The organism is Pseudomonas sp. NPDC087029 (assembly GCF_044745345.1).
Classification (GTDB): Bacteria; Pseudomonadota; Gammaproteobacteria; order Pseudomonadales; family Pseudomonadaceae; genus Aquipseudomonas; species Aquipseudomonas faucium.
This window is the reverse complement of the sequence record NZ_JBIVAB010000002.1, coordinates 1-22,368: the sequence shown is the minus strand read 5'-3', so window position 1 is coordinate 22,368 and position 22,368 is coordinate 1. Positions and strand designations below refer to the sequence as shown.

The window sequence follows — 22,368 nt, the reverse complement described above, 5'->3', positions numbered from 1 at the left end:
GTATTCCTCCCGGCGGGCGGGTCAGCGGGGGCGGCACATCCAGTGCAGGTAGCGGCCCAGCCCGGCAAAGCTTGGGTGACGGCGGTGGGCCAGTTCCATTTCCAGCAGGTCGAGCAACTCGGCCTTGTCCTGGAATTCCTTGGGCATGTAGTCGTGGAACACCCTCACGCCACTCTCGCTTTCGACTTGCCACAGACTTTCAAGTTGCGCCTTGAGCTCACGTGGATCAAGCGGTTTCTGCGGGGTCAGGCTCTGCTTTTCACCCTGCAGGCGGTTGCTGCGCAGTTTGCGGAAATGGCCCTTGAGCAGGTTGCGATAGACCAGCGCATCGCGGTTGTAGAAGGCCAGCGACAACCAGCCCCCGGGCACGGTGAGCTGGTGCAGCACTGGCAGGATGCTTTGCGGTTCGGCCAGCCATTCGAGCACGGCGTGGCACAGCACCAGGTCGTAGGGTTCGGTGAGCTGGCCGAGCAGGTCCTGCCAGGGCGCCTGGATAAAAGTGGCGTGCTGGCCGGCTTCGGCAAAGCGCGCGCGGGCGCCTTCGAGCATCGGCGCGGCCGGTTCGGCCAGGGTCACGTGGTGGCCGCGCTCGGCCAGCCAGAGCGCCATGTGGCCAAGGCCGGCCCCGATATCGAGCACCCGCAGCGGGCGGTCGGGCAGGGTTTCGGCCAGGTCGGCCTGGAGCACGGCCAGGCGGATGGCGCCCTTGGCGCCGCCGTAGATCTTCTCGGCGAAGCGCGTGGCCAGCTCATCGAAATGACGGTCGTTCATCGGGCAAAGCGCCTTTCGCTGTCGGCCAGCTTGGCGCGTACCACCTGCTCCAGGTCCAGGCCCAGTTCGCTGCACAGCAGCAACAGGTAGAGCACCACGTCACCGACCTCCTGGCCGGCGTGGGCCAGTTGCTCGGGCGGCAGCTGGCGCGACTGGTCCTCGCTCAGCCACTGGAAGATTTCCACCAGCTCGGCCATTTCCACGCTGGCGGCCATGGCCAGGTTCTTCGGGCTGTGGAAGCCGCGCCAGTCGTTGTTGTCGCGGATTCGGTGCAGGCGTTCGGTGAGTTCTTGCAGGTTCATCGGGGATCTCCTAATGCTGCATAGCTTCATGGGAGGCCCGAAGCAAAGCAAGCGGATTCGGGGCGCTTAGCGTGGCGCCCAGCGCCCGAGCATGTGCAGCAGCTCGCCATGCCCATCCAGACGCAGCTCACCCGCAGGCCCCGGCGCGCTGGCACTGAGCACCACCTCCGAAGGCAGGCGCACCGGCTTGTGGAAATCCACCTCGAAGCTGTAGCCGCTGCTGGCGGGCATATGGGTACGCAGCGCCGCCAGGGCCATGGCCTTGCTCCACATGCCGTGGGCGATCGCCCTGGGGAAGCCGAACAGCCGCGCGCTGGCGGCGCTCAGGTGGATCGGGTTGTAGTCGCCACACACCTTGGCATAGCGCCGGCCGATGTCGCTGTCGCAGTACCAGCGGGTGGCTTCCGGCAGTGCGTCGGGTTCGCTGACCTCGCTGGCATCAGGCTGGCCATCGAGGTGCAGGCCGCGCACCAGCATGCGGCTGGTCTCGCGCCAGAGCACGCCGAGGGCGTCCTCGGCTTCGGTGACCAGGTCGAAGGTGCCGCCCTTGGCATGTGCCTGCAGGTTGTCGGCGTAGACCGCGAAGCGCAGCCCGTCGATGCCGCCCAGCGGGCGCACCACCTCGATGCGGTTGTGCAGGTGGACCAGGCCGAGCAGCGGGAATGGGAAGTCGTGGGCCGTGAGCAGCTGCAACTGCAGGGTGAAGGCCATCACGTGCGGGTAGGTGCCCGGCAGCCGGCCGTCGTCGATGAAGTGACAGAGCCGGCGGTAGGCCGCCAGGTTGCCGGGGTCTACGCGGATGAAGCAGCGCAGGCCGGTGGCCGGCAGCGTGGTGCCGCTGATCTTGCGCTTGCTGGCTGCCCGCAGGTACAGGCTGGCGCGGGCGTCGGGGCTGTGCAGGTCGTGCCATTGCCGGTTCATGTTCACGCCCCCATCAGTGCCTGGCCGCACACCCGCAGCACCTGCCCGCTGACCGCACCGGAGCCCGGCTGGCTGAGCCAGGCGATGGCTTCGGCGACATCCTGCGGGCGCCCGCCCTGGCCCAGCGAGCTCAAGCGCCGCCCGGCCTCGCGCAGGCCCATGGGCATGGCGGCGGTCATGTGCGTTTCGATGAAGCCAGGGGCGACGGCGTTGATGCTGCCACCGCGCTCGGCGAGTGTCGGCGCCCAGGCCTGGGCGAAGCCGATCAGCCCGGCCTTGCTCGCCGCGTAGTTGGACTGGCCGCGGTTGCCGGCAATGCCGCTGACCGAGGCCAGCAGGGTGATGCGTGCATCCGCGCCCAGCGCGCCGCCGTCGAACAGCGCCTTGGTCAGTACCTGCGGGGCCTTGAGGTTGACCGCCAGCACCGCGTCCCAGTATTCCGGGGTCATGTTGGCCAGGGTCTTGTCGCGGGTGATGCCGGCGTTGTGCACGACGATGTCGATGCCCTCGGGCAGGGCCTGGAGCAATTGCGCGGCGGCGTCGCCGGCGCAGATGTCCAGGGCCAGGGCCTTGCCGCCCAGGCGCGCGGCCAGGGCGTCGAGGTCCTGTTGCGCCTGGGGAACGTCCAGCAGCAAGACCTGCGCACCGTCGCGGGCCAGGGTTTCGGCGATGGCGGCGCCGATGCCCCGCGCAGCGCCGGTGACCAGGGCGCGCCGGCCGGCCAGCGGTCGGGTCCAGTCTTCGACCTGCTGATTGCACGGCTCAAGGCGCAGCACCTGGCCGGAAATGAACGCGCTCTTGGGCGACAGGAAGAAGCGCAAGGCGCCTTCGAGCTGGTTTTCGGCTCCCTCGGCAACGTACAGCAACTGCGCCGTGGCGCCGTTGCGCAGCTCCTTGGCCAGTGACCGGCTGAACCCCTCCAGGGCACGTTGGGCAACGCTGGCCAGCGGGTCGTCGAGCTGCTCTGGTGCTCGCCCGAGGATCACCACATGGGCGCAGGCGGCGAGGCTGCGCAGCAGCGGCTGGAAGAATTCGCGCAACTGCTTGAGCTGATCGCTGTCGGACAGATGGCTGGCATCGAACACCACGGCCTTGAGTTTCGGCCCCAAGCCCGCGACCCAGGCAGGGGCCTGCAGGTCTTCACCGTTGAAGCTGTAGCATTCGTCGGTCAGGCGCGGGGCGATGGCCTCGACGGCGCTGGCCAGGGGGCCGCCGCCCAGCACCAGGGCACCCTCCACCGGGCGCAGGCGGCCGGCCTGCCAACGTTCCAGTGGCGCCGGGCGTGGCAGCCCGAGGGCATCGACCAGGCGCCGGCCGAGGTTGGAGTTGGCAAAGCCGAGATAGCGATCGCTCATGTGCGGGGTCTCCCTGAAGGCAAGCTTGCAAGTGTGGACCAACTTTGTGGCAAGGTCGTTCGAATGCGGTAAAAACACCTAGGCTGTACGGACCCAATTGTTTCAGGAGGAATCCACGCATGCGTTCACTTCGCCGGGTCGCGATCCTGGGCGGCAACCGAATTCCCTTTGCCCGCTCCAACGGCGCCTATGCCACTGCCAGCAACCAGGCGATGCTCACCGTCACCCTCGAAGGCCTGATCGAGCGCTACCGCCTGCATGGGCTGCGCCTGGGCGAGGTGGTGGCGGGTGCGGTACTCAAGCATTCACGTGACATGAGCCTGACCCGCGAGTGCGTGCTCGGCTCGCGGCTGTCGCCGCGCACGCCCGCCTACGACATCCAGCAGGCCTGCGGCACTGGCCTGGAGGCGGCGTTGCTGGTGGCCAACAAGATTGCCCTGGGGCAGATCGAATCGGGCATTGCCGGCGGCGTGGACACCACCTCCGACGCGCCGATCGCCGTCAGCGAGGGCCTGCGCCGCATCCTTCTGCAAGCCAACCGCGGCAGGACCCTGGGCGAGCGGCTCAAACCCTTCCTGCAACTGCGCCCGGCCCATTTGAAGCCGGAGCTGCCACGCAATGGCGAGCCGCGCACCGGGCTGTCGATGGGCGAGCATTGCGAGCGCATGGCGCAGGCCTGGCAGATTGGCCGGGCCGAACAGGACGAGCTGGCGCTGCTCAGCCATCAGCGCCTGGCCGCGTCCTACGCCGAGGGTTGGCAGGACGACCTGCTCACACCTTTTCTGGGCCTGGCGCGTGACAACAACCTGCGCCCGGACCTGGACCTGGAACAGCTCGCCAAGCTCAAGCCGGTGTTCGACCACAGCGGCCAGGGCACGCTGACCGCCGGCAACTCCACGCCGCTGACCGATGGCGCTTCGCTGGTGCTGCTGGGCACGCCGGAATGGGCCCAGGCGCATGGGCTCGAAGTGCTGGCCCATGTGGTCGACGGTGAAACGGCGGCGGTGGATTTCGTCAAAGGGCAGGAAGGCCTGCTGATGGCGCCGGTGTACGCCGTGCCGCGGTTGCTGGCGCGCAATGGGCTGACGCTGCAGGACTTCGACTACTACGAAATCCACGAAGCCTTCGCCGCCCAGGTGCTGTGCACGCTCAAGGCCTGGGAAGATGCCGAGTACTGCCGCACGCACCTGGGGCTTGATGCTGCGCTGGGGGCGATCGACCGCAGCAAGCTCAACGTCAAGGGCAGCTCGTTGGCGGCAGGGCACCCGTTTGCCGCCACCGGCGGGCGGATCCTGGCCAACATGGCCAAGCTGTTGGCGACGGCGGGCAAGGGGCGTGGGCTGATCTCGATCTGTGCGGCGGGGGGGCAGGGCGTGACCATGATTGTGGAGCGCTGAGACCGCGTCGCGCCCTTCGCCGGCAAGCCGCCTCCCACAGCCGGCGAAAGGGGCGACAGCGTGGCCGCAGGTGTTAGGCTTGTCTGGTCGGAATTATAAGAAACCACCATGCCGAGCATCGGACACCCCCGCGCCATCCCCGCCCTGGACCACCTGCCCAGGCCTCTCTATGCCCGCGCCGAAAGCCTCGGCGCGGGCTCCTGGACCACTTGCCACAGCCACGACTGGGTGCAGTTTTCCTACGCCATCAGCGGCGTGCTGGGTGTGTACACCCGCGACGGCAGCTACTTCGCCCCGCCGCAGTGGGGCGTGTGGATCCCGGCCGATGCCGAGCACGAAGTGGTGACCACCGGGCAGGCCGAAATGCGCAGCCTGTATATCCGCCGCGACGCCTGCCCCTGGGCTGCGGCGCAGTGCCGGGTGCTGGAGGTGACGCCCCTGGCGCGCGAGCTGATCAAGCAGTTCTGCCTGTACCCGGCGCATTACCCGGAGGGTGACAGCAGCGAGGCACGGCTGGTGGCGGTGTTGCTCGACCAGTTGCGCACGTTGCCTGAAGTGAGTTTCTCGCTGCCCCTGCCTCGTCATCCGCGGCTGCTGGCGCTGTGCAATGGCCTGATCGCCGCGCCGGACCAGCTGCAGACCTTGCAGCAATGGGCGCTGCAGCTGGGCTGTTCGGAGAAGACCTTGATGCGCCTGTTCCAGCGGGAAACCGGCTTGAGTTTTCGCAACTGGCGCCAGCGGATGCGGCTGTTGTCATCGCTGGCGTTGCTGGAGGCGGGGGAGAGCGTGACCGAGGCCGCGCTGGGGTGTGGTTATGACTCGACCTCGGCCTACATCGCTGCCTTCAAGCAGTTGTTTGGCGCTACGCCGGGTGAGTTGAAGCTGTAGGTTGCCTGTACTGGCCCCATCGCCGGCAAGCCGGCTCCCACAGGTACAGCGGCATGCGCAGTACTTGTGGGAGCCGGCTTGCCGGCGATGGGGCACTGCAGGTCAGGTGCGGAAACGCCGCACCAGCGAATCCAGCTCGTTGGACAACCCGGCCAGGCTCTCCGAATCCTGCCGCGCGGCCTGGGCCAGTTCCGCCACCAACTGTGCATCGCCATGGATCTGACTGATATGCCGGTTGATGTCCTCGGCCACCTGGTGCTGCTCTTCCGCCGCCGTGGCGATCTGGGTGTTCATGTCGCGAATGATGTCCACCGACTCACGGATCTGGCCAAAGCTGTCGCGGGCCAGGCCGATGCGGCTGACCGACTGCTGCGACACTTCCAGGCTTGCGTGCATCTGCTCGGCCACCTCGGCGGTGCGGCTGGCCAGGTTGCCCAGCAGGCCGTCGATTTCTGCCGTGGAGTCGGCCGTGCGCTTGGCCAGCGCACGCACTTCGTCGGCCACCACGGCAAAGCCGCGGCCTTGTTCGCCTGCCCGGGCGGCCTCGATCGCGGCGTTGAGGGCCAGCAGGTTGGTCTGCTCGGCGATCGAGCGGATGGTGCCGAGAATCGACTGGATGGCGTTGCTGTCGCGCTCCAGCTGCTGGATCGACTGGGCCGACTGTTCGATTTCCTGGCTCAGGCGGTCGACGCTGTGCACCGCCGCATCGATCTGCTGCTGGCCTTCGCGCGCCTGTTGCTGGCCGCTGTCGGCCGATTGCGCGGCCTGGCTGCAGGAACGCGCCACTTCGTTGGCGGTGGCGACCATTTCGTGGAACGCGGTGGACACCATGTCCACGGCCTCGCGCTGGCGCCCGGCGGCCTCGGCCATGTCGCTGGAAACCCGGGTCGAGCTGCTGGAGGTGCTGAGGATCTTGCTGGCGGCCGAGCCGATGTGCTGGATCAGGCTGCGGATGGCGCCGAGGAACTGGTTGAACCAGTTGGCCAGTTGCGCGGTTTCGTCGCGGCCGCGCACATCGAGGTTGCGGGTCAGGTCGCCTTCGCCCTGGGCGATGTCTTCCAGGCCGCTGGTGACACTGTTGATCGGGCGCACGATGAGCTTGGCGAAGGCGGTGCCGACCACGGCGAACAGAGCCGCCAGCACCAGCGCGATGGTGCCGATCAGCCAGGTCAGGCGGGTGGTGGTCTGCATCACTTCGCTTTGCTGGATCAGGCCGATGAAGGTCCAGCCGAGTTTCTCGTCGGGGTAGACGTTGGCCATGTAGCGCACACCGCCCAGGTCGACTTCGACCAGGCCCTTGCCGGCCTTGGCCAGCTCGGCATAGCCCTCGCCGAAACTCGCCAGCTGCTTGAAGTTGTGGCTGGCATCGCGCGGGTCGACCATCACGTTGCCGTTGTTTTCCATGAGGATCAGGTAGCCGCTTTCGCCCAGCTTGATCTGCTGCACGATCTCGGTCAGGCCCTTGAGCGACACGTCGATGTTGACCACGCCACCGGGGTTGCCGAGCTGGTTGGCGACGGCGCGCACGGTGCTGACCAGCACCGCGTCATCGCCTGCCCAGTAGTACGGGGCGGTGCGCAGGGTCTTGCCGGGGTTGGCCATGGCCGTCTGGTACCACGGGCGGGTGCGTGGGTCGTAGTTGCTCATGCTCGGGTCGCCGGGCCAGAACGCGTAGCCGCCGTCCTTCAGGCCGTAGGACACGTAGGCGTAGTCCGAATGGCTGTTGGCCAGGCGGGTGAACAGCTCGAACAGCACCTTGTCCTGCTCGCCGGTAGGGATCTGCGCGGCATCGGCGCTGATGTGCTTCTTGATGTCGGCACCCGCGCCGGTGACTTCTGGCAGGCTGGCCAGGTAGTCGACGTTCTGGGTGATGCCCTGGAAGAACAGGTTCATGGCATTGCTGACCTGGCGGATCTCGCGGCTGCTGCTGTCGAGGAATCCGTCGCGGGCTTCGCCGCGCAGGTTGATGACCACCAGGGTGGCCACGAGGACGATGGGCAGCGCGGCGATGACCGCGAATGCCCAGGTCAGTTTCTGTTTGATGTTCATCGACGCTCCCGGAGTTTGTTTTTATCGACACGCGATGCTTCATGCATCGGCAGCGTCCGGGATTTTTTGAGCGAAAATGCCCGTATTTATTGCGCGAAGCCGCATTTGGCGACTATTCGGTCGGTACTAGGCTAATATGGCATACCAAATAGCTGACCAACTGGCCAAATGCCTCAATGGCAACACTCGCCGCCGTTGGCCAGGTCTTTGAGAATCGGGCAATCGGGCCGGTCATTGCCCTGGCAGTGGGCGGCCAGCTCACTCAAGGTATCGCGCAGGCTGACCAACTCCTCGATGCGCCGGTTCAGCTCGTCGATGTGCTGCACGGCCAGTGCCTTGACATCGGCACTGGCGCGCTGGCGGTCCTGCCACAGGGTCAGCAGCTTGCCCACTTCCTCCAGGGAGAACCCCAGGTCGCGCGAGCGCTTGATGAACGCCAGGCTGTGCAGGTCCTGCGGCTGGTACAGGCGGTAGCCGCTGTCGCTGCGGGTGGCCGGCTTGAGCAGGCCGATGGATTCGTAGTAGCGGATCATCTTGGTGCTGAGCCCGCTGCGGCGCGCGGCCTGGCCGATGTTCATGGGGCCTCCTCCTGCGAGGTGCTGGTGGGTTTCCAGGTTTTCAGCCACAGGGCATTGCTGACCACGCTGACGCTGGACAGCGCCATGGCGGCGCCTGCCAGCACCGGGTTGAGGTAACCCAGTGCGGCCAGGGGGATACCGATCAGGTTGTAGATGAACGCCCAGAACAGGTTCTGACGGATTTTCGCGTAGGTCTTGCGGCTAATTTCCAGGGCCGCAGGCACCAGCCGCGGGTCGCCGCGCATCAGGGTGATGCCGGCGGCCTGCATGGCCACGTCGGTGCCACCGCCCATGGCGATGCCGATATCGGCGGCGGCCAGGGCCGGGGCATCGTTGATGCCGTCGCCGACCATCGCCACCACGCCGTCCTGCTTCAAGGCCGCGACCGTGGCGGCCTTGTCGGCCGGCAGCACTTCGGCGTACACGTCGTCGATGCCGAGGCGCTCGGCCACCACCTTGGCGCTGCCGCGGTTATCGCCGGTCAGCAGGTGGCTAGAGATGTGTTGCGCGTGCAGGGTGGTGATGGCTTGCTCGGCGCCGGGCTTGAGGCTGTCACCAAAGGCGAACAGGCCCAGCACGCGGGGCTGCGCACCTTGTTCGATCAGCCACGACAAGGTGCGGCCTTCGGCTTCCCAGGCCTGCGCCATCGGGGCCAGGGCACCGGGCTGCAGGCCGCTTTCGTCGAGCAGGCGGCGGTTGCCCAGGGCCAGCTCGCGGCCTTCCACCCGCCCGGCGATGCCGCGGCCGGTGAGGGACTGGCTGTCGGTTACTGCCGGAACCTCCAGGCCTTGCTCGCTGCAGGCCTCCAGCACCGCCTTGGCCAAGGGGTGCTCGCTGCCCCGTTGCAGCGCGCCGGCCAGGCGGTGCAGCTCGGCGGTGTCGCCCCCCAGCGCCTGGCTGTGTACCACCCGAGGGCTACCCGAGGTGAGTGTGCCGGTCTTGTCGAACACCACCCGGTTCACTGCGTGGGCCCGTTCCAGGGCTTCGGCGTCCTTGATCAGGATGCCGTGGCGCGCGGCGACGCCGGTGCCGGCCATGATGGCTGCGGGCGTGGCCAGGCCCAGGGCGCACGGGCAGGCGATCACCAGCACGGCGACTGCGTTGATCAGTGCGGTTTCCAGCGGCGCACCGGCCAGCCACCAGCCGAGCAGGGTGAGCAGCGCCAGCACCAGTACCGCGGGGACGAATACCTGGCTGACCCGGTCAACCAGCTTCTGGATCGGCGCCTTGGCTGCCTGGGCGTCTTCGACCAGGCGGATGATGCGCGCCAGGACCGTTTCCGTGCCGACTGCCTGGGTGCGCACCAGCAACCGGCCTTCGCCATTGATGGCGCCGCCGGTCACGTTGTCGCCGGGTTGCTTGGGCACGGGCAGGCTTTCACCGCTGATCAGCGCCTCGTCGGCGTGGCTGCTGCCTTCCACCACTTCGCCGTCCACCGGGAAGCGCTCGCCGGGCTTGACCAGCACCAGGTCGCCGAGGCGCAGCTGGGCGATCGCGACGTCCTCTTCACGGCCCTCGACCAGGCGCACGGCGCGCTCCGGCCGCAGCGCTTCGAGCGCGCGGATGGCGCTGGCGGTCTGGCGTTTGGCGCGGCTTTCCAGGTACTTGCCGAGCAGCACCAGGGCAATCACCACCGCCGAGGCTTCGAAGTACAGGTGCGGCTCCATGCCAGCCGGCGCCTGGGCCCATTGGTACAGGCTCAGGCCGTACCCTGCGCTGGTGCCCAGGGCTACCAGCAGGTCCATGTTGCCGGCACCGGCACGCACGGCTTTGTAGGCTGCCACGTAGAAGCGGGCGCCGAGGATGAACTGCACCGGCGTTGCCAGCAGGAATTGCGCCCAGGCCGGCAGCATCCAGTGCAGGCCGAACGGTTGCACCAGCATCGGCAATACCAGGGGCAGCGCCAGCAACAGGGCAGCGCTGACTGCCAGGCGTTCGTTGCGCAAGCGGCGCTGGGCGGCCTGCTGCTCATCCTGGCGCGCCAGGGGCAGGCTGGCGCTGTAGCCGGCCTTTTCGACGGCGGCGATCAGCAGCTGGTCATCGAGGGCCTGGAGCACTTCGAGGTGGGCGCGTTCGCTGGCCAGGTTGACGCTGACCTGCTCGACGCCCGACAGCTTGCCAAGGGCGCGTTCGACACGGCCGACGCAGCTGGCGCAGGTCATGCCGCCGATCTGCAGTTCCAGGGTGCGGGTGGGGACGCCGTAGCCTGCGCCGCGCACGGCATCGACCAGGGCCGGCAGGCTGCCGGCCGGGGCCTGGACGCGGGCTTGTTCGGTGGCGAGGTTGACGCTGACCTGTTCGGCGCCGCTGACCTTGCGCAGGGCGCGCTCGACACGGCCAGCACAGCTGGCGCAGGTCATGCCGGAGATCGGCAGGTCGAAAGTGGTGGATGCGGGCATGGCTTTCCTCCGTGGACTGGCCTGCAGCATCAACCTTGCCATGCGGGGAAGGTCAATAGCCCAGGCCGGCTCGCTTCAACTCGAGCCCATTGTGGCCCATGGCAATGCGGTATTTGTTGATCTGGCCCACCTGCAGGTTCAGGCGCGTGCTGCGCTGGTCCTCGATGCCTGGGGCGCAGCCGGGCATCTGCCCGGGCAGCAGGCGCAGGCGCACATCGACCGGGCCTGGCGGCAGGTTGAAGGAGGCCGATTGCTCCTGGAATACTCGCCCGGACAGCTGGTCGTTGAGGTAGATGCCGATTTCGCAGCTGGTGGCCACTTCCAGGCGCTCCCGGGAAATGATCAGCACGCTGTAGTCCGAATTGCCCTCGGCCAAGGCCGGCGGCACTGCCGCCAGCGCACCCAGTAGCCCGACAACGCTCGCTGCTGCCCTGAACATGGAAAATCTCCTGCTTGCCTGAATCGTCAAAGGCGCAGCTTGGCCGAGGTCTGCGCAGATTTCCAGCCCGGCCGTTGGCCGCAGAACTTGACCTTGCCCCGATGGCAAGCTTGAAACTGGGCAAAACCCACAAGGAGGCAATACCCATGCAAGTGTTCAACGTCCAAGGCATGACCTGCGGCCATTGCGTGAAAGCGGTGACCCGCGCGGTACAGGAGCAGGATGCGCAGGCGCAGGTGGAAGTCGACCTGGCCGCCAAGGAGGTGCGCGTGCACAGTGCATTGGCGCCCGAGCAGCTGCTGGCGGCAATCCGTGAAGAGGGTTACCAGGCCGAGGTGGCCTGAGCCCTGGGGCTGTTTTGTTGCAAATGTTTTCATCCTGAAGGGGTCCACTGCAGGTAGACTTACGCGCTTGCTTAGCCTGCTATGGATTCCTGATGAACCTGCGAATGGTGCTGATCCTGGGCGCATTGAGTGCGTTCGGGCCGCTGGCGATCGACTTCTACCTGCCCGCCTTCCCGGCCATGGCGCAGGCGTTCGCCACCGACGAAAAACATGTACAGGCCACCTTGGCCGCGTACTTCCTTGGCCTGTCGCTCGGCCAGCTGGCCTATGGCCCGGTGGCCGATCGCTTCGGCCGGCGCAAGCCGCTGTTGTTCGGTGTGGGGCTGTTCACCCTGGCGTCGCTGGCCTGCGCCTATGCGCCCAACCTCGATACGCTGATCCTGGCGCGGTTCGTCCAGGCGTTGGGCGGTTGTGCCGGCATGGTGCTGTCGCGGGCCATCGTCAGTGACAAGTGCGACCCGGTGGCTTCGGCCAAGGTGTTCTCGCAATTGATGCTGGTGATGGGCTTGGCGCCGATCCTTGCGCCGATGCTCGGCGGCGTGCTGGTGAACGTGGCAGGCTGGCAGTCGATCTTCCTCGCCTTGAGCCTGTTCAGTGCGGCCTGCCTGCTGGCGGTGAGCCTGGGCCTGCCGGAGAGCTTGCCGGCGCACATCCCGCGCCAGCCGCTGTCGGGGGCGCTGCGCCAGTACATGCGGCTGTTGGCCGATCGCGTGTTCATCGGCCATGCCTTGACCGGCGGTATCGCCATCGCCGGGATGTTTGCCTACATCGCCGGTTCACCTTTCGTATTTATCAAACTCTATGGCGTGCCGGCAGAGCATTACGGCTGGCTGTTCGGCACCAATGCGGCGGGTTTCATCCTGGTCGCGCAGGTCAATGCTCGCCTGCTGGCCAAGCGCGGCCCGGCGTTCCTGCTGGTGCGGGCGGTGTGGGTGTACCTGGCGGCGGGGTTGGTGATGCTCGGCGTGGCCGCGATGCGCCCGGCGCAGTTGTGGCCACTTTTGCTGCCCCTGTTCGTCTGCATCGCCAGCCTTGGCTGCATCATCCCCAACGCCTCGGCCTGCGCCATGAGCGGCCAGGGGGCGCGGGCCGGCAGCGCTTCGGCGTTGATGGGCTGCCTGCAGTTCAGCGTCGCCGCCGCAGCGGCAGCGTTGGTCGGCCTGCTGCACGATGGCAGCGCGGTGCCCATGACCCTGGTGATCAGCTTGTGCGGGGCACTGGTGGTCAGTGTCGCGCTACTGACCCGGGGTTTGCAGGCCAGGCGTCCGGCATGAGCGCATGAGGTGCCTGCAGGCGGGTTTCCAGGGTGGCGACGAAGGCACGTGCTTCGGCCTCGCTGCGAAAGCTCACCACATGTTGGTCGAGCCTCACCTGCCATGGGCAGTTGGGGTTGCGGTTTGACGCACTGACGACAATCTTCATCGCGGCATACCTTCGAATTGGGGGGAGAGCGGGACTAGTGTAGCGCCGCAGTGCCCCCTCGCCATGGCTTGGTGCAGTGTTCTGACTGGCGGTCAAGGTGCGGGCCGCTGCAAGGCCTGCAAGCGTGTAGAAGGTTCGCTTTAATCTGCGTTATTTGAGGAAGGGCGCTGTCGGCATAGTCCTTGCGATGCCTGGGGCCATTCTTCCTCCTGCGCTGTTTCTTCCCTGCCAGCCGGCGGCTTCCTTCCTCTGACGGGCCATTGTGCCCCAGCCGCCTTGCCATGCTCGGCGCTCAAGGGTTCCCCTACCCACATTCACTTTGCCTGCGCCGCCCGTGGCCCGCCTGCGGGGCGGGCCTGCGTGCGGCTTATACTGCGGGGCGAGCGCCGCGGCTGGCACCTGCCGAGGGCGATCGGCGTTGCCACGGTTGGCCATTGGAAATCAGATGTGATTTGCAGGGAGTTACAGGACATGAATGCAGTCAGCAGTATCAGTCAGATTGCCGGCCTGATGGCCGACCCCAAGCGCAGTGCGATGTTGTGGGCGTTGATCGATGGCACGCCGCGGCCGACCGACGAACTGGCGATGATGGCCGGCTTGTCCTCATCCTCTGCCTGCGCGCACCTGTCGCTGCTGTCTTCGGCAGGCTTGCTCAGGCTCGAAGCGCGGGGCCGCAAACGCTACTTCAGGCTGGCCACGCCCCAGGTCGGAGCAGCCGTCGAAGCGTTGGCCAGTGTGCAGCTCGGCAGTGATGGGCAGCAGCGCGCCAAGCCTGCGCAGATGCCGATGTCGATGCGCCGGGCGCGGCGTTGTGGTGATCACTTGGGGGGTGAGCTGGCCGGCGAGCTGTACCACCGCCTGGTGGTCGCGGGGTGGCTGGAGGGCAGCGAGCGGCAGGTGATGGTCAGCGATGAAGGGCGCCTGGCGCTGGCGCGCATAGGGGTCTACATCGACGCCTTGGCGCCACGCCAGCAGCAAGGCTGCGTGATCTGCCACTGCAGCGAATGGAGCAACCAGGGCCCGCATCTGGGGGGCAGCCTTGGGCGTGCATTGCTCACGCTGTTCCTGCAGTCTGGCTGGATGCGCGAGCCGGAAGGCACGCGGGCAATGCAGATTTCCGCCGAAGGTATCCAGCAGATCAACCGCATTGCCCGGGTCAGCACGTTGCAGCTGGGCTGACGGCCCGGTTACACCAGGCGTGCATCCAGGCTGTTCTGGGCCAGGCGGCGAGCCTGGTCTTCGTTCATGCCCAGGTGGGTGTGCAGGGCGTGGAAGTTTTCGGTCACGTAGCCACCGAAATACGCCGGGTCATCGGAGTTCACCGTCACCTTCACGCCGCGCTCGAGCATGTCGAGGATGTTGTGCTGGCTCATGTGATCGAACACGCAGAGCTTTGTGTTGGACAATGGGCACACGGTGAGGGGGATCTGCTCGTCGATGATGCGCTGCATCAAGCGCTCGTCCTCGATGGCGCGCACGCCGTGGTCGATGCGCTTGATCTGCAGCAGGTCGAGGGCTTCCCAGATGTACTCGGGCGGGCCTTCTTCGCCGGCATGGGCGACGGCGACGAAGCCTTCGCTGCGGGCACGGTCGAACACGCGCTGGAACTTGCTCGGTGGGTGGCCCATTTCCGAGCTGTCCAGGCCAACGGCAATGAACGCGTCACGGAAGGGCAAGGCCTGGTCGAGGGTCTTGTGGGCTTCTTCTTCGCTGAGGTGGCGCAGGAAGCTCAGGATCAGGCCACTGCTGATGCCCAGTTGTTCACGGCCATCCTTGAGCGCGTGGTTGATGCCATTGAGCACCACCTCGAACGGGATGCCCCGGTCGGTGTGGGTCTGCGGGTCGAAGAAGGGCTCGGTGTGGATGACATTCTGTGCCTTGCAGCGCTGCAGGTAGGCCCAGGTCAGGTCGTAGAAGTCCTGCTCGGTGCGCAGCACGTCCGCGCCCTGGTAATAAAGGTCGAGAAATTCCTGCAGGTTGTTGAAGGCATAGGCGCTGCGCAGGGTTTCGACGTCGTTCCAGGGCAGGGCGATCTTGTTGCGCTCGGCCAGGGCGAACAGCAGCTCGGGTTCGAGCGAACCTTCGAGGTGCAGGTGCAGTTCGGCCTTTGGCAGGGCGTTCAACCAGTCATACATAGGTGGCTATCTCAATCAGGTACGGTTGCCGCCATTCTACAGGGCCTGACCAGGCATTGCGCTTGGCCAGGCCTGCATTGCGCCAACCGCCGATCAGAGGCGGCTCACCAGGTGAGGGTTTCACCCTTGTAGTTGATGAAGCGCAGGCCGCCGTTGCCGCTGTGGGCCTTGACCTGTTCGAGCATGCCGCGGGTACTGGTGAGCACGTCGATCTCGGCGTTTTCGCCGCCCATGTCGGTTTTCACCCAGCCCGGGTGCATGGCCAGTACGCAGAGATCCGGGCGTTGCAGCTCGACCACGAAGCTGTTGATCATCGAGTTCAGCGCGGCCTTGCTGGCCTTGTACAGGCAGATTTCGCCGCCGTCGGGGATGGTCACGCTGCCCAGGATCGAGCTCATGAACGCCAGCACGCCGCTGCCCTGGCGAACCTGGCCGGCCAGGCGACGGGCAACGCGGATCGGCGCAACGGCATTGGTCATGAATAGCGCGCCGATGTCTGGTTGCTGCACCTTTTCCAGGTCCTGGGGCAGGGGCCCCATGACACCGGCGTTGATGAACACCAGGTCGAACACTTCACCTTGCAGGCGTTGCTTCAGGCCATCGAGCTGGGCGGTGTCGTTCATCTCCAGCTGCTCGATGCGTACACCGGCAACTTCACCCAGCGCGCCGGGTTTCTTGGGGTCGCGTACCGTGGCGGTGATGTGCCAGCCATCTTCCTGCAGCCGCTGCACCAGGCCCAGGCCCAACCCGCGGGAGGCGCCGATGATGAGGGCAGTCTTTGAATCAGCCATGGGACCATTCCTTTATCGGGGAAAAAGACATTGAGGATACTGCAGGCTTGGGACATCCGCCTGCATCGAGGGTGGTTAAAAATTGACCAGTTGCGTCAAGGCCGTGCAGAGCCGGGCGCTTGGCTTGTTGGCTAACGGGTTATCCACAGGCTGATCCACAGTTAATGTGTGCAAGCGCGGGTGAGGGTATGACGGCATCCGGCTTTTCGACTGTGGACAACACTTGACAAGTCAACCGCTTGCGACTGTCATCAAACGGTGATCAAAATATGCTCAATGCTCTGCAGGCCTTGAATGGCAAGGCTTGCAGGTGAGTGCCCCAAGCTTATCCACAGGCGGGCCCACAGTTGTTGTGTGCAACCTTCAACACGCTTCGAGGAGGATTCGCCCGCGGCTCAGGTCTGCCAATTGCTGTTGCAAGGCAGCTAGGTGGGTTTCGCCGACGGCAATGCGCAGGTCAACGCCATTGGCGGTGAACTGCTCGTCCAGCACCAGGCCATCCACCTCGGCCAGGCGCAGCTTCACCAGGGCCAGTTCGCTGAAGCTGCAGCTGCAGGCAAATTCGCTGCGCTGCACCAGCAGCCGTTTCGGCGCCTGTTGCAGGCACTTGTTGGCCCCGCCGCCATACGCCCGGGCCAGGCCACCGGTGCCCAGCTGGATACCGCCGTACCAGCGGATCACCAGCACCACCACCTGGTCGCAATCCTGCGCCTCGATGGCGGCCAGAATCGGCCGCCCGGCGGTGCCTCCGGGTTCGCCATCGTCGCTGCTGCGGTACTGTGCACCGAGTTTCCAGGCCCAGCAGTTGTGGGTGGCGGCGAGGTCGCTGTGGCGTTCGATGAAGCTCATCGCCTCGGCGGCGCTGGTGATCGGGCCGGCCAGGGTGATGAAGCGGCTCTTGCGGATTTCCTCGCGAAACTCGCAGAGGTCGAGCAGGGTAGAAGGCATATAGAGAAGTCAGGCGCTCGGCGCGATGCCGCATCCTTTGAGAATGATGTGGATAAGGTTGCTGCTCGCATCTTCCATGTCTTGCTTGGTCAGGCGGCTGCGGCCGGTGACCTGGCAGATCTGGGTGGCGAAGTCGGCGTAGTGCTGGGTGCTGCCCCAGAGCAGGAAAATCAGGTGCACCGGGTCGACCGGGTCCATCTTGCCGGCATCCATCCAGGCCTGGAACACCGCAGCACGGCCGCGGAACCATTCGCGGTAGTCGGCGCTGAAATACTCGGTCAGGCAGCTGCCGCCGCTGATCACTTCCATGGCGAAGATCCGCGAAGCCTGCGGGTTGCGCCGGGAGAACTCCATCTTGGTGCGGATGTACTGGCTCAGCGCCTCGCCCGGGTCGTCCTCGACGCTCAGGGCGTTGAAGGTGCTGTCCCACAGTTCGATGATGTTGCTCAGTACGGCGATGTACAGGCCCAGCTTGTTGGTGAAGTAGTAATGCAGGTTCGCCTTGGGCAAGCCGGCCTTCAGCGCGATGGTGTTCATGCTGGTGCCTTTGAAGCCATGACGGGCGAATTCGTCTTCGGCGGCCTGGATGATGGCCTGTTCGTTCTTCTGGCGGATGCGGCCGGCGGGCTTGCCCGAGGCGGAAAGGCGATGCGCAGGGACTTCTAGGGTCATGGACGATTCCGTACAGGTCTGTGGCAACGGATGTCGGACAAGATTACCTGCCTGCGCGCAAGTGACAAGCATTAGCGGCACAAGCAGGCATCAGCGTGTCGCAGCCAGGCTTTCCAGGAAGCTTTCCAGCACCAGGTTCGGCCGCCGGCCCTTGCGCGTGACCCAGCTCAAGCTCAGGTCGTAGAAGCGCTGGGCCGGCTTGAGCGGGCGCAGGCGGCCTTGCTGGACCCAGAACGTGGCGTAATGGTCGGGCAGGTAGCCGATGTAGCGCCCGGTGAGGATCAGGAACGCCATGCCTTCACGGTCCGAGGCGCTGGCGGTGCAGTTGAGTGCCTGGTAGTGCGCCTGGATATCGGCGGGCAGGCGGAAAGTGGGCGCGATGGCTTCCTGGCTGTTGAGGCGCTCATCGTCGACCTGCTGGTCGTCGGCATAGAACAGCGGGTGGCCGACGGCGCAGTAGAGCAGCGAGCGCTCGCTGTACAAGGGTTGGTATTCGAGGCCGGAGAGCGGGCTGGTCTGGGGCACCACGCCAACATGCAGGCTGCCGTCGAGCACCCCTTGCTCGACCTGGCTGGGGGCGATCATGCGGATCTGGATGCGCACGTCCGGGCCGCGGTCCTTGAGTTCGGCCAGGGCATGGGTGATGCGCATGTGCGGCAGGGTCACCAGGTTGTCGGTCAGGCCGATATTGAGCTCGCCGCGCAGGTGCTGGTGCAGGCCGTTGACCTCGGTGCGGAAGGTTTCCAGCGCGCTGAGCAGCTGCAGCGCCGAGTGGTACACCTCGCGACCCTCCTCGGTCAGCGAGAAACCGGCGCGGCCGCGTTGGCACAGGCGCAGGCCCAGGCGCTGTTCAAGGTCGTTCATCTGCTGGCTGATGGCCGAGCGGCCAATGCCGAGCACGTTCTCGGCAGCCGAGAAACCGCCGCATTCGACGACGCTTCGGTAGATTTTCAACAGGCGGATATCGAAATCGCTGACCTGTGCCAGAGGATCGGGGCGTCGGCTCATCAGTTTAGTCTTGTTCTATCTGAAGATTAGAAATGTAGGCTTTTTCAGACTTTATCTGCGTGCGAATTTAGCTGCAACAACATCCATCGTTGCCTATTCGTCTTTCGAGGAACCGCCGATGAACATGCCCGAAACCGCTCCTTCCGGTATCGCCAGCCAGCTCAAGCTGGATGCCCACTGGATGCCTTACACCGCCAACCGCAACTTCCACCGTGACCCACGCCTGATCGTGGCGGCCGAGGGCAACTACCTGGTCGACGACAAGGGGCGCAAGATCTTCGATGGCCTGTCGGGGCTGTGGACCTGCGGCGCCGGGCATACCCGCAAGGAAATTGCCGACGCGGTCACCCGTCAGCTCAATACCCTGGACTATTCCCCGGCGTTCCAGTTCGGCCACCCGCTGTCGTTCCAGCTGGCTGAAAAGATCGCCGAACTGACCCCGGGCGATCTGAACCACGTCTTCTATACCAATTCCGGTTCCGAGTGCGCCGACACCGCGCTGAAGATGGTACGCGCCTACTGGCGCCTGAAAGGCCAGGCGACCAAGACCAAGATCATTGGCCGTGCCCGTGGCTACCACGGGGTGAACATCGCCGGCACCAGCCTGGGCGGCGTCAACGGCAACCGCAAGATGTTCGGCCAGCTGCTGGACGTCGACCACCTGCCGCACACCGTGCTGCCGGTGAACGCCTTCTCCAAGGGCATGCCGGAAGAGGGCGGCATCGCCCTGGCCGATGAGATGCTCAAGCTGATCGAGCTGCACGATGCGTCGAACATCGCGGCCGTGATCGTCGAGCCGCTGGCAGGCTCGGCGGGTGTACTGCCGCCGCCGAAGGGTTACCTGAAGCGCCTGCGTGAAATCTGCACCCAGCACAACATCCTGCTGATCTTCGACGAAGTGATCACCGGCTTCGGCCGCATGGGCGCGATGACCGGCGCCGAAGCGTTCGGCGTGACCCCGGACCTGATGTGCATCGCCAAGCAGGTGACCAACGGCGCCATTCCGATGGGCGCAGTGATCGCCAGCAGCGAGATCTACCAGACCTTCATGAACCAGCCGACCCCGGAATACGCCGTCGAATTCCCCCACGGCTACACCTACTCGGCTCACCCGGTCGCCTGCGCCGCAGGTATTGCCGCGCTCGACCTGCTGCAGAAGGAAAACCTGGTGCAGTCGGCCGCCGAGCTGGCGCCGCACTTCGAGAAGCTGCTGCATGGCGTGAAGGGCACCAAGAACATCGTCGACATCCGCAACTACGGCCTGGCCGGCGCGATCCAGATCGCCGCCCGCGATGGCGATGCCATCGTGCGCCCGTATGAGGCGGCGATGAAGCTGTGGCAAGCCGGCTTCTATGTACGCTTCGGCGGCGACACTCTACAGTTCGGCCCAACCTTCAACACCCAGCCGCAGGAACTGGACCGCCTGTTCGACGCGGTCGGTGAAACCCTGAACAAGATCGACTGATCTTTCTGATTTTGACGCAAGGCGCGCGAGCAGATCGCGCGCTGGCTTCAACCTTCTTTATCTGGAGTTATGCATGAGCATTGTTCAGCACCTGATTCACGGCGAGCTGGTTACCAAGGGTGAGCGCACCGCCGATGTCTTCAACCCCTCCACCGGCCAGGCGGTACGCAAGGTCGAGCTGGCCAGCCGCGCAACCGTGCAGGAAGCGATCGACTCCGCCAAGGCCGCTTTCCCGGCCTGGCGCAACACCCCACCGGCCAAGCGCGCCCAGGTGATGTTCCGCTTCAAGCAACTGCTGGAGCAGAACGAGGCCAAGATCTCGCAGATGATCAGCGAAGAGCATGGCAAGACCGTGGAAGACGCGGCCGGCGAATTGAAGCGCGGCATCGAGAACGTCGAGTTCGCCTGCGCCGCCCCGGAAGTGCTCAAGGGCGAGTACAGCCGTAACGTCGGCCCGAACATCGATGCCTGGTCGGACTTCCAGCCGCTGGGCGTGGTGGCCGGCATCACGCCGTTCAACTTCCCGGCCATGGTGCCACTGTGGATGTACCCGCTGGCCATCGCTTGCGGCAACGCGTTCATCCTCAAACCGTCCGAGCGTGACCCGAGCTCGACGCTGTTCATTGCCCAGCTGCTGCTCGAGGCCGGCCTGCCCAAGGGCATCCTCAACGTGGTGCACGGCGATAAGGAAGCCGTGGACGCGTTGATCGAGGCGCCAGAAGTGAAGGCCCTGAGCTTCGTGGGTTCGACGCCGATTGCCGAATACATCTACGCCGAAGGCACCAAGCGCGGCAAGCGTGTACAGGCCCTGGGCGGCGCGAAGAACCACGCCGTGCTGATGCCTGACGCCGACCTGGACAACGCCGTCAGCGCACTGATGGGCGCAGCCTACGGTTCGTGCGGTGAGCGTTGCATGGCCATTTCCGTCGCTGTGTGTGTGGGCGACCAGGTTGCCGATGCGCTGATCGCCAAGCTGGAGCCGCAGATCAAGGCGCTGAAGATCGGCGCCGGCACTTCGTGCGGCCTGGACATGGGGCCGCTGGTGACTGCTGCTGCCCGTGACAAGGTAGTGGGCTACATCGACGACGGTGTTGCCGCCGGCGCCAAGCTGGTGGTGGATGGCCGTGGCTTGCGCGTGGCGGGTAATGAAGATGGCTACTTCGTGGGCGGTACCTTGTTCGACAAGGTGACCCCGCAGATGCGCATCTATAAAGAAGAGATCTTCGGCCCTGTGCTGTGCATCGTGCGGGTGAGCAGCCTGGAGCAGGCCATGCAGCTGATCAACGATCACGAGTATGGCAACGGCACCTGCATCTTCACCCGTGACGGCGAGGCCGCGCGCCTGTTCTGCGACGAGATCGAAGTGGGCATGGTCGGTGTGAACGTGCCGCTGCCGGTGCCGGTGGCTTATCACAGCTTCGGTGGCTGGAAGCGTTCGCTGTTCGGTGACCTGCATGCATATGGCCCGGATGGGGTGCGCTTCTATACCCGCCGCAAGGCGATCACCCAGCGCTGGCCGCAGCGTGCCAGCCATGAGGCGTCGCAATTCGCGTTCCCTAGCCTTTAATAAGGCATGCAAGTAAAAGCGGGGCGGCCATTTGGCCGCCCCGCTTTGTTTTTCAGCAATATTAAGGTTTCTTGAAATTAAGCCTTGACGGGCTTTCGAATCCCCTTATAATGCGCCCCACTTCCAGCGTAGTCGGAACGAGAAACTCCTTGAGATTCAATGAGTTACTTAATCCAGGTAGTGCTGGAGGTGCTTCGATCGACTGATCGATAGCGGTTGAAAAGGTGGTTGACAGCGCTTCTAAGCGCTGTATGATTCGCCTCCCGCTACGAGAGATCGCAGCGAGCCAAGTGTTTGAAGCTAAACGAGTTTCTCGCGAAAAACTTCAAAATAAACGCTTGACAGGCTCTGAGGAAAGCGTAGAATGCGCGCCTCGGTTGAGGCGAAAAGCTCTTAACCAAACGCTCTTTAACAAATTGAATCAAGCAATTCGTGTGGGTGCTTGTGAGTACGGACTGATAGTCAAAAAGATTATCAGCATCACAAGTGGCCATGCGAGAAATCACATAGTCATTTGAGATTGCTGAGCCAAGTTTAGGGTTTCTTAAAAACCCAAGCAGTATTGAACTGAAGAGTTTGATCATGGCTCAGATTGAACGCTGGCGGCAGGCCTAACACATGCAAGTCGAGCGGATGATGGGAGCTTGCTCCTGGATTCAGCGGCGGACGGGTGAGTAATGCCTAGGAATCTGCCTGGTAGTGGGGGACAACGTTTCGAAAGGAACGCTAATACCGCATACGTCCTACGGGAGAAAGCAGGGGACCTTCGGGCCTTGCGCTATCAGATGAGCCTAGGTCGGATTAGCTAGTTGGTGGGGTAAAGGCTCACCAAGGCGACGATCCGTAACTGGTCTGAGAGGATGATCAGTCACACTGGAACTGAGACACGGTCCAGACTCCTACGGGAGGCAGCAGTG

Annotated in this window: 21 protein-coding genes, 1 rRNA gene and 1 pseudogene; 8 read left to right on the top strand and 15 right to left on the bottom strand. The window is 65.0% G+C overall.

All coding sequences use genetic code 11. The annotated features are described in order from the left end of the window. Positions 1-21: 21 nt before the first annotated feature. The 4 genes from ACIPG5_RS03555 to ACIPG5_RS03540 all read right to left on the bottom strand — a co-directional run bounded on the left by ACIPG5_RS03555 (position 22) and on the right by ACIPG5_RS03540 (position 3,349). Positions 22-771, bottom strand: a complete 750-nt coding sequence (locus ACIPG5_RS03555) for a methyltransferase (protein ID WP_176518072.1) — start codon at positions 769-771, stop codon at positions 22-24. Continuing rightward, positions 768-1,073, bottom strand: coding sequence for a MazG-like family protein (locus ACIPG5_RS03550; RefSeq protein ID WP_176518073.1), 306 nt, complete (start codon positions 1,071-1,073; stop codon positions 768-770). The genes ACIPG5_RS03555 and ACIPG5_RS03550 overlap by 4 nt, the downstream gene beginning before the upstream one ends. A gap of 66 nt (positions 1,074-1,139) precedes the next feature. Next, positions 1,140-1,994: a MaoC family dehydratase gene (locus ACIPG5_RS03545; protein WP_401373373.1), complete on the bottom strand. Its 855-nt coding sequence runs from the start codon at positions 1,992-1,994 to the stop codon at positions 1,140-1,142. Positions 1,995-1,996: 2 nt separating this feature from the next. Beyond that, positions 1,997-3,349 (bottom strand): 3-oxoacyl-ACP reductase, encoded by a 1,353-nt coding sequence (locus ACIPG5_RS03540; protein ID WP_401373371.1) that lies wholly within the window; start codon positions 3,347-3,349, stop codon positions 1,997-1,999. 119 nt (positions 3,350-3,468) lie between these two features. On the opposite strand from ACIPG5_RS03540, the gene ACIPG5_RS03535 reads away from it, so the two are divergent. After that, positions 3,469-4,746 carry an acetyl-CoA C-acetyltransferase gene (locus ACIPG5_RS03535; protein WP_176517893.1) on the top strand — a complete coding sequence of 426 codons (1,278 nt, stop codon included), beginning with the start codon at positions 3,469-3,471 and terminating at the stop codon, positions 4,744-4,746. 108 nt (positions 4,747-4,854) lie between these two features. Then, positions 4,855-5,634 (top strand): helix-turn-helix transcriptional regulator, encoded by a 780-nt coding sequence (locus ACIPG5_RS03530; RefSeq protein WP_176517894.1) that lies wholly within the window; start codon positions 4,855-4,857, stop codon positions 5,632-5,634. 102 nt (positions 5,635-5,736) lie between these two features. On the opposite strand, the gene ACIPG5_RS03525 is transcribed toward ACIPG5_RS03530, so the two are convergent. The 5 genes and pseudogenes from ACIPG5_RS03525 to ACIPG5_RS03505 form a co-directional block, all read right to left on the bottom strand. Beyond that, a complete protein-coding gene (locus ACIPG5_RS03525; protein WP_373874196.1) occupies positions 5,737-6,465 on the bottom strand; it encodes a methyl-accepting chemotaxis protein in 729 nt (242 codons plus the stop codon). Positions 6,466-6,594: 129 nt separating this feature from the next. Next, positions 6,595-7,527 (bottom strand): annotated as a pseudogene (locus tag ACIPG5_RS03520) (sensor histidine kinase); the annotation flags it as partial. A gap of 329 nt (positions 7,528-7,856) precedes the next feature. Continuing rightward, a complete protein-coding gene (gene cueR, locus ACIPG5_RS03515; RefSeq protein ID WP_236236647.1) occupies positions 7,857-8,261 on the bottom strand; it encodes a Cu(I)-responsive transcriptional regulator in 405 nt (134 codons plus the stop codon). Next, a complete protein-coding gene (locus tag ACIPG5_RS03510; RefSeq protein ID WP_401373368.1) occupies positions 8,258-10,660 on the bottom strand; it encodes a heavy metal translocating P-type ATPase in 2,403 nt (800 codons plus the stop codon). Before ACIPG5_RS03510 ends, cueR begins: the two co-directional genes overlap by 4 nt. A gap of 52 nt (positions 10,661-10,712) precedes the next feature. Beyond that, entirely contained in the window at positions 10,713-11,099 is a 387-nt protein-coding gene (locus tag ACIPG5_RS03505; protein WP_176517898.1) for a hypothetical protein, read from the bottom strand. A 146-nt stretch (positions 11,100-11,245) separates the two neighbouring features. Here ACIPG5_RS03505 and ACIPG5_RS03500 point away from each other — a divergent pair, with 146 nt between their 5' ends. Together ACIPG5_RS03500 and ACIPG5_RS03495 are read left to right on the top strand one after the other, a co-directional pair. Then, positions 11,246-11,443, top strand: a complete 198-nt coding sequence (locus ACIPG5_RS03500) for a heavy-metal-associated domain-containing protein (protein ID WP_176517899.1) — start codon at positions 11,246-11,248, stop codon at positions 11,441-11,443. Between the two features lie 92 nt (positions 11,444-11,535). Next, a complete protein-coding gene (locus tag ACIPG5_RS03495) occupies positions 11,536-12,717 on the top strand; it encodes a multidrug effflux MFS transporter (RefSeq protein ID WP_176517900.1) in 1,182 nt (393 codons plus the stop codon). Here ACIPG5_RS03495 and ACIPG5_RS03490 read toward each other — a convergent pair. Beyond that, the gene (locus ACIPG5_RS03490; protein ID WP_236193887.1) at positions 12,668-12,865 is read right to left on the bottom strand and encodes a hypothetical protein; all 198 of its coding nucleotides are present in this window, start codon (positions 12,863-12,865) and stop codon (positions 12,668-12,670) included. The two genes, ACIPG5_RS03495 and ACIPG5_RS03490, sit on opposite strands and share 50 nt — an antisense overlap. 471 nt (positions 12,866-13,336) lie before the next feature. On the opposite strand from ACIPG5_RS03490, the gene ACIPG5_RS03485 reads away from it, so the two are divergent. Then, a complete protein-coding gene (locus ACIPG5_RS03485; protein ID WP_401373365.1) occupies positions 13,337-14,044 on the top strand; it encodes a transcriptional regulator in 708 nt (235 codons plus the stop codon). Between the two features lie 8 nt (positions 14,045-14,052). On the opposite strand, the gene ACIPG5_RS03480 is transcribed toward ACIPG5_RS03485, so the two are convergent. The 5 genes from ACIPG5_RS03480 to ACIPG5_RS03460 all read right to left on the bottom strand — a co-directional run bounded on the left by ACIPG5_RS03480 (position 14,053) and on the right by ACIPG5_RS03460 (position 18,422). Beyond that, positions 14,053-15,000: an adenosine deaminase gene (locus ACIPG5_RS03480; protein ID WP_176517902.1), complete on the bottom strand. Its 948-nt coding sequence runs from the start codon at positions 14,998-15,000 to the stop codon at positions 14,053-14,055. 104 nt (positions 15,001-15,104) lie between these two features. Continuing rightward, complete coding sequence (locus ACIPG5_RS03475; RefSeq protein ID WP_286912673.1) at positions 15,105-15,791, bottom strand: SDR family oxidoreductase; 687 nt, start codon at positions 15,789-15,791, stop codon at positions 15,105-15,107. A 363-nt stretch (positions 15,792-16,154) separates the two neighbouring features. Beyond that, complete coding sequence (locus ACIPG5_RS03470; RefSeq protein ID WP_286912674.1) at positions 16,155-16,739, bottom strand: YigZ family protein; 585 nt, start codon at positions 16,737-16,739, stop codon at positions 16,155-16,157. A 9-nt stretch (positions 16,740-16,748) separates the two neighbouring features. Continuing rightward, complete coding sequence (locus tag ACIPG5_RS03465) at positions 16,749-17,411, bottom strand: TetR/AcrR family transcriptional regulator (protein WP_176517905.1); 663 nt, start codon at positions 17,409-17,411, stop codon at positions 16,749-16,751. A gap of 90 nt (positions 17,412-17,501) precedes the next feature. Next, positions 17,502-18,422, bottom strand: a complete 921-nt coding sequence (locus ACIPG5_RS03460) for a LysR family transcriptional regulator (RefSeq protein ID WP_176517908.1) — start codon at positions 18,420-18,422, stop codon at positions 17,502-17,504. Positions 18,423-18,537: 115 nt separating this feature from the next. On the opposite strand from ACIPG5_RS03460, the gene ACIPG5_RS03455 reads away from it, so the two are divergent. From ACIPG5_RS03455 to ACIPG5_RS03445, 3 genes are all read left to right on the top strand, one after another. Then, the gene (locus tag ACIPG5_RS03455) at positions 18,538-19,884 is read left to right on the top strand and encodes an aspartate aminotransferase family protein (RefSeq protein WP_401373361.1); all 1,347 of its coding nucleotides are present in this window, start codon (positions 18,538-18,540) and stop codon (positions 19,882-19,884) included. Between the two features lie 73 nt (positions 19,885-19,957). Continuing rightward, a complete protein-coding gene (locus ACIPG5_RS03450; RefSeq protein ID WP_176517907.1) occupies positions 19,958-21,451 on the top strand; it encodes a CoA-acylating methylmalonate-semialdehyde dehydrogenase in 1,494 nt (497 codons plus the stop codon). 564 nt (positions 21,452-22,015) lie between these two features. Next, positions 22,016-22,368 (top strand): 16S ribosomal RNA (locus ACIPG5_RS03445); the annotation flags it as partial.

Bases quoted from the DNA above. Each gene is read 5' to 3' on its own strand.
- ACIPG5_RS03535 (WP_176517893.1), top strand. From the start codon at position 3,469: ATGCGTTCACTTCGCCGGGTCGCGATCCTGGGCGGCAACCGAATTCCC.
- ACIPG5_RS03490 (WP_236193887.1), bottom strand. From the start codon at position 12,865: ATGAAGATTGTCGTCAGTGCGTCAAACCGCAACCCCAACTGCCCATGG.
- ACIPG5_RS03525 (WP_373874196.1), bottom strand. From the start codon at position 6,465: ATGGTGTCCACCGCGTTCCACGAAATGGTCGCCACCGCCAACGAAGTG.
- cueR (WP_236236647.1), bottom strand. From the start codon at position 8,261: ATGAACATCGGCCAGGCCGCGCGCCGCAGCGGGCTCAGCACCAAGATG.
- ACIPG5_RS03555 (WP_176518072.1), bottom strand. From the start codon at position 771: ATGAACGACCGTCATTTCGATGAGCTGGCCACGCGCTTCGCCGAGAAG.
- ACIPG5_RS03495 (WP_176517900.1), top strand. From the start codon at position 11,536: ATGAACCTGCGAATGGTGCTGATCCTGGGCGCATTGAGTGCGTTCGGG.
- ACIPG5_RS03540 (WP_401373371.1), bottom strand. From the start codon at position 3,349: ATGAGCGATCGCTATCTCGGCTTTGCCAACTCCAACCTCGGCCGGCGC.
- ACIPG5_RS03505 (WP_176517898.1), bottom strand. From the start codon at position 11,099: ATGTTCAGGGCAGCAGCGAGCGTTGTCGGGCTACTGGGTGCGCTGGCG.
- ACIPG5_RS03470 (WP_286912674.1), bottom strand. From the start codon at position 16,739: ATGCCTTCTACCCTGCTCGACCTCTGCGAGTTTCGCGAGGAAATCCGC.
- ACIPG5_RS03455 (WP_401373361.1), top strand. From the start codon at position 18,538: ATGAACATGCCCGAAACCGCTCCTTCCGGTATCGCCAGCCAGCTCAAG.
- ACIPG5_RS03545 (WP_401373373.1), bottom strand. From the start codon at position 1,994: ATGAACCGGCAATGGCACGACCTGCACAGCCCCGACGCCCGCGCCAGC.
- ACIPG5_RS03480 (WP_176517902.1), bottom strand. From the start codon at position 15,000: ATGTATGACTGGTTGAACGCCCTGCCAAAGGCCGAACTGCACCTGCAC.
- ACIPG5_RS03465 (WP_176517905.1), bottom strand. From the start codon at position 17,411: ATGACCCTAGAAGTCCCTGCGCATCGCCTTTCCGCCTCGGGCAAGCCC.
- ACIPG5_RS03530 (WP_176517894.1), top strand. From the start codon at position 4,855: ATGCCGAGCATCGGACACCCCCGCGCCATCCCCGCCCTGGACCACCTG.
- ACIPG5_RS03500 (WP_176517899.1), top strand. From the start codon at position 11,246: ATGCAAGTGTTCAACGTCCAAGGCATGACCTGCGGCCATTGCGTGAAA.
- ACIPG5_RS03485 (WP_401373365.1), top strand. From the start codon at position 13,337: ATGAATGCAGTCAGCAGTATCAGTCAGATTGCCGGCCTGATGGCCGAC.
- ACIPG5_RS03450 (WP_176517907.1), top strand. From the start codon at position 19,958: ATGAGCATTGTTCAGCACCTGATTCACGGCGAGCTGGTTACCAAGGGT.
- ACIPG5_RS03510 (WP_401373368.1), bottom strand. From the start codon at position 10,660: ATGCCCGCATCCACCACTTTCGACCTGCCGATCTCCGGCATGACCTGC.
- ACIPG5_RS03550 (WP_176518073.1), bottom strand. From the start codon at position 1,073: ATGAACCTGCAAGAACTCACCGAACGCCTGCACCGAATCCGCGACAAC.
- ACIPG5_RS03475 (WP_286912673.1), bottom strand. From the start codon at position 15,791: ATGGCTGATTCAAAGACTGCCCTCATCATCGGCGCCTCCCGCGGGTTG.